This is a genomic window from Actinomadura formosensis NBRC 14204, from assembly GCF_001552155.1.
GTDB lineage: Bacteria > Actinomycetota > Actinomycetes > Streptosporangiales > Streptosporangiaceae > Spirillospora > Spirillospora formosensis.
In genome coordinates, this window is record NZ_BCQQ01000252.1 from 1 (window position 1) to 3,397 (window position 3,397).

Annotated in this window: 4 protein-coding genes; 2 read left to right on the forward strand and 2 right to left on the reverse strand. The window is 77.4% G+C overall.

The genetic code is table 11. The features are described from left to right. Nucleotides 1-1,062: glycosyltransferase family 2 protein (locus AF1_RS32195; RefSeq protein ID WP_157419416.1), on the forward strand; the 1,062-nt coding region annotated here is incomplete at its 5' end. On the opposite strand, the gene AF1_RS32200 is transcribed toward AF1_RS32195, so the two are convergent. Continuing rightward, nucleotides 1,013-1,609 carry a glycerol-3-phosphate acyltransferase gene (locus AF1_RS32200; RefSeq protein ID WP_131732820.1) on the reverse strand — a complete coding sequence of 199 codons (597 nt, stop codon included), beginning with the start codon at nt 1,607-1,609 and terminating at the stop codon, nt 1,013-1,015. The genes AF1_RS32195 and AF1_RS32200 overlap by 50 nt on opposite strands. Between AF1_RS32200 and AF1_RS32205 the strand changes: the two genes are divergently transcribed. Beyond that, nucleotides 1,584-2,318 carry a spheroidene monooxygenase gene (locus AF1_RS32205; RefSeq protein ID WP_242608933.1) on the forward strand — a complete coding sequence of 245 codons (735 nt, stop codon included), beginning with the start codon at nt 1,584-1,586 and terminating at the stop codon, nt 2,316-2,318. The genes AF1_RS32200 and AF1_RS32205 overlap by 26 nt on opposite strands. 5 nt (nt 2,319-2,323) lie before the next feature. Here the strand turns inward: AF1_RS32205 and AF1_RS32210 are convergent. Continuing rightward, a partial coding sequence (locus AF1_RS32210) for a phosphate acyltransferase (RefSeq protein WP_306303199.1) occupies nt 2,324-3,397 on the reverse strand: 1,074 nt, incomplete at its 5' end.

Consider the following 3,397-nt stretch of genomic DNA (forward strand, 5'->3'; position numbering starts at 1 on the left):
GGCCGGGGCCGGCCCGCGCCGCTCGCGCCCGGACGCTCCGGCCCGCCGCCGCGGCCGGTGTCGGTGGTGGTCCCGGCGCGGGACGAGGAGGCCCGGATCGAGGGCTGCCTGCGGCCCCTGCTCGCCGACCCCGGCGTGGCCGAGGTGATCGTCGTGGACGATGAGTCGCGCGACGGCACGGCGCGGCTCGCGGCGGGGCTGGGCGCCAGGGTCGTCCGCGGGGCGCCCCTGCCGGACGGGTGGGTCGGCAAACAGTGGGCGCTGCATCAGGGGGTGCGGGCGGCGGCGGGGCCGATCGTGGTCCTGCTGGACGCCGACACCCGCCCGAAGCCGGGCCTGTGCGCGGAGCTCGCGGCGCTGCTCGACACGTTCGACCTGGTGTCGGCCGGGCCGCGGTTCGTGTGCGGCGGGGTGGCCGAGCAGGCGCTGCACGCCTCGTTCCTGGCCGGTCTCGTCTACCGTTTCGGGCCCATCGGCCCGGTGGCCGCGTCGCCGGACCGGCTGCTGCTCAACGGCCAGTGCCTGGCCTTCCGGAAGGCCCCCATGGTGCGGGCCGACGGGTTCGCGCGGGTCCGCGGCCGGCTCACCGACGATGTCGCGCTCGGCCGGCTGCTCGCGCGGGACGGCTGGCGGGTCGCCTTCCGGGACGCCGGCGACCTGCTGGAGGTCGACATGCACGAGTCCGCCGCCGAGGTGTGGCGCGAGTGGGGGCGGTCGATCTCGCTGCGGGACGTGACCGCGGCCGGCGGGCTGGCCGCGGATCTCGCGGTCGTCTGGCTGACCCTGGCGCTGCCGGTGCTGCGGCTGGCGGCGGGACGCCCGACGCCGCTGGACCTCGGCCTGCTCGTGCAGCGGCTGCTGCTGGTGACGGCCCTGCGCGGCAGCTATGCGCGGCCGGGCGTGGGCCTGGTGGTGTCGCCGCTCCTCGACGTGACGACCGCGATGCGGCTGACGTGGTCGGTGCTGCGGCCCGCGCGCACCTGGCGCGGACGCACCTACGGCCGCGCGGTGGTCAGGCGCGGCGGCCCGCCACGGCGGCCTGACCGAAACGCAGCCCGATGAGGCACATCAGCGCCCCGGTGCCCGCCACGTGCCCGGCGGGCGCGAAGAGCAGTTGCAGTACCGGCAGGGAGAAGACCGCCACCCGCGTGCCCCAGGCGAACGACCGCAGCGCCAGGCTCGCGCCGATGAGCAGCGCGACGCCGAGCGCGAACGCCGGCGGGCAGATCACGGCGAAACCGCCGGCGAAGGCGAGGATCGACCGGCCGCCCCGCAGACCCGCGAACACCGGCCAGGCGTGGCCGATCATGGCGGCGGCGACCGCCGCGTACACGGGCAGGACGCTCGTCCCGGCCACCGTCCCGAGCGTGCCGGTCTCGGCTCCGCTCACCGCCAGCCCGAGCAGCCCCGCCGCCGTGCCCTTGAGCATGTCGCCCGCGAACACGGGGACGGCGGCCTTCCAGCCGAGCCGTTCCATGACGTTCCAGAAGCCGGGGTTGCGGTCGCCGACGTCGCGCGGGTCGAAACCGTGGGCGCGTCCGACCAGCACCGCGACCGGCACCGAGCCGAGCAGGTAGCCGCCGATGACCGAGCCGAGCACGGGAGCCACCGATAGCAGGGTCATCGCCTCGTTCCACCTCATCAGGTACGCGGGTGTGGACGCCATGCGGCACATGGCGTTCGACCGGCCGGCGCTGCGCCGCACGCGCGGGCTGTCGTTCTGGCGGCTGCTGGGCACGGGCCGCGGCCGGTCCATGAGCCTCGGCGCCGACCTTCGCCGCTGGGCGCTGTTCGCCGTGTGGGACGGCGAGCCGGCGCTGGAGGAGTTCCTCGCGCGCTCGCCGGTGGCCCGCCGGTGGCGGGCGGAGGCCGAGGAGTCGTGGCATGTCCGGCTCGCGCCGCTCGGTTCCCGGGGCCGGTGGGGCGGACGCGACCCGTTCGCCGCGGCCGTGGCCGCCCCGGGCGCCGGGGACGGGCCGGTGGCCGTGCTGACCAGGGCGTCGATCCGGCCGAGCCGGCTGGTGCCGTTCTACCGGTCGGTCCCGGGCGTGGACCGGGAACTGCGCGGCCAGGACGGCTGCCTCGCCTCGGTCGGGGTGGGGGAGTGGCCGCTGGCCCGGCAGGCGACCTTCTCGCTGTGGCAGGACGAGGCCGCCATGACCCGGTTCGCCTACCGGGCGGCCGCGCACCGCACCGTCATCGGGCGGGTGCGCGGCGAGGACTGGTACGCCGAGGAACTGTTCGCGCGTTTCGTCCCCTACGCGAGCCGGGGCACCTGGGACGGACGTGACCCGCTGCGCGCCCGCGGCGGTGAGTGAGCGCCTCACACGACCGGCCCCAGGGGAACACGGGCGTTCGCCGGCATCGGCTCGTCCACCGCGGCCAGTTCGGAGGCGACCACGCACGCACGGGCCAGGGCGGCGGCCCCGGAGGAGCCGTGCGCGACGACGACCGTGCCGGTCAGCCCCAGCAGGGCGGCGCCCCCGTGCGTGTCCGCGGTGTAGCGCCTCGCGACCTCGTCCAGCGGGCCGGGCGGGGCGATGCCGGCCCGGGCGACCATGTCCAGGGTCGTCCGGACGCAGCCCTCGATGTTCTTCAGGACGACATTGCCGGTGAAGCCGTCCGTCACGACCACGTCGACGGTTCCGGCCAGTACGTCGTGCCCCTCCACGTTGCCGTGGAAGCGGACGGGCATGCCCGGCAGCAGCCGGGCCGCCTCGCGGGCGAGCCGGTTGCCCTTCCCCGGCTCGGCGCCGATGGACAGCAGGCCCACCGACGGGTCGGGCACGCCGAGGACGCAGCGCGCGTACGAGGCGCCCAGCAGCGCGAACTGCGCGAGCATCTCCGCGGTCGGGTCGGCGGTCCCGCCGGCGTCGACGAGCACGGTGGAACCGGCCGCCGTGGGCAGTGCCACGGCCAGCGCCGGACGCAGCACGCCCTCGCGCCGTCCGAAGGCGCGGACCGCGCACGTCACCACGGCCCCGGTGGACCCGGCCGAGACGAACGAACCGCCCTGCCGCCGGGCCGCCTCGCACCCGACCAGCAGGCTCGAATCGCGGCGGGCCGCGGCTCCCGCGCCGCGCTCGGCCATGGGGACGACCTCGCCGGCGTGCAGCACGTCCACCTCGCCGGCGCCGCCGTGCCGCCGCAGTTCGCGGTGGACGTCCTCCGCCCGCCCGACGAGGATCACCGGGACGCCGTGCTCGCGCCGCGCCGCCAGGGCGCCCGGCACCGTCTCGGCCGGCCCGTGGTCGCCGCCCATCGCGTCCAGCACCACCGGACGCGCCACCGCGCTCGCCGTGGACCGCCCGCCCGGCTCAGAGCGCCCGCCCATGTCAGCACGCCCCGGCCGGCAGGCGCCGCTCGGCGCGGCCGGCGGCGGAGGCGGCCAGCAGGT

Excerpts from the sequence above, each read along its gene's own strand:
- AF1_RS32205 (WP_242608933.1), top strand. The coding sequence starts at position 1,584 with ATGACCGAGCCGAGCACGGGAGCCACCGATAGCAGGGTCATCGCCTCG.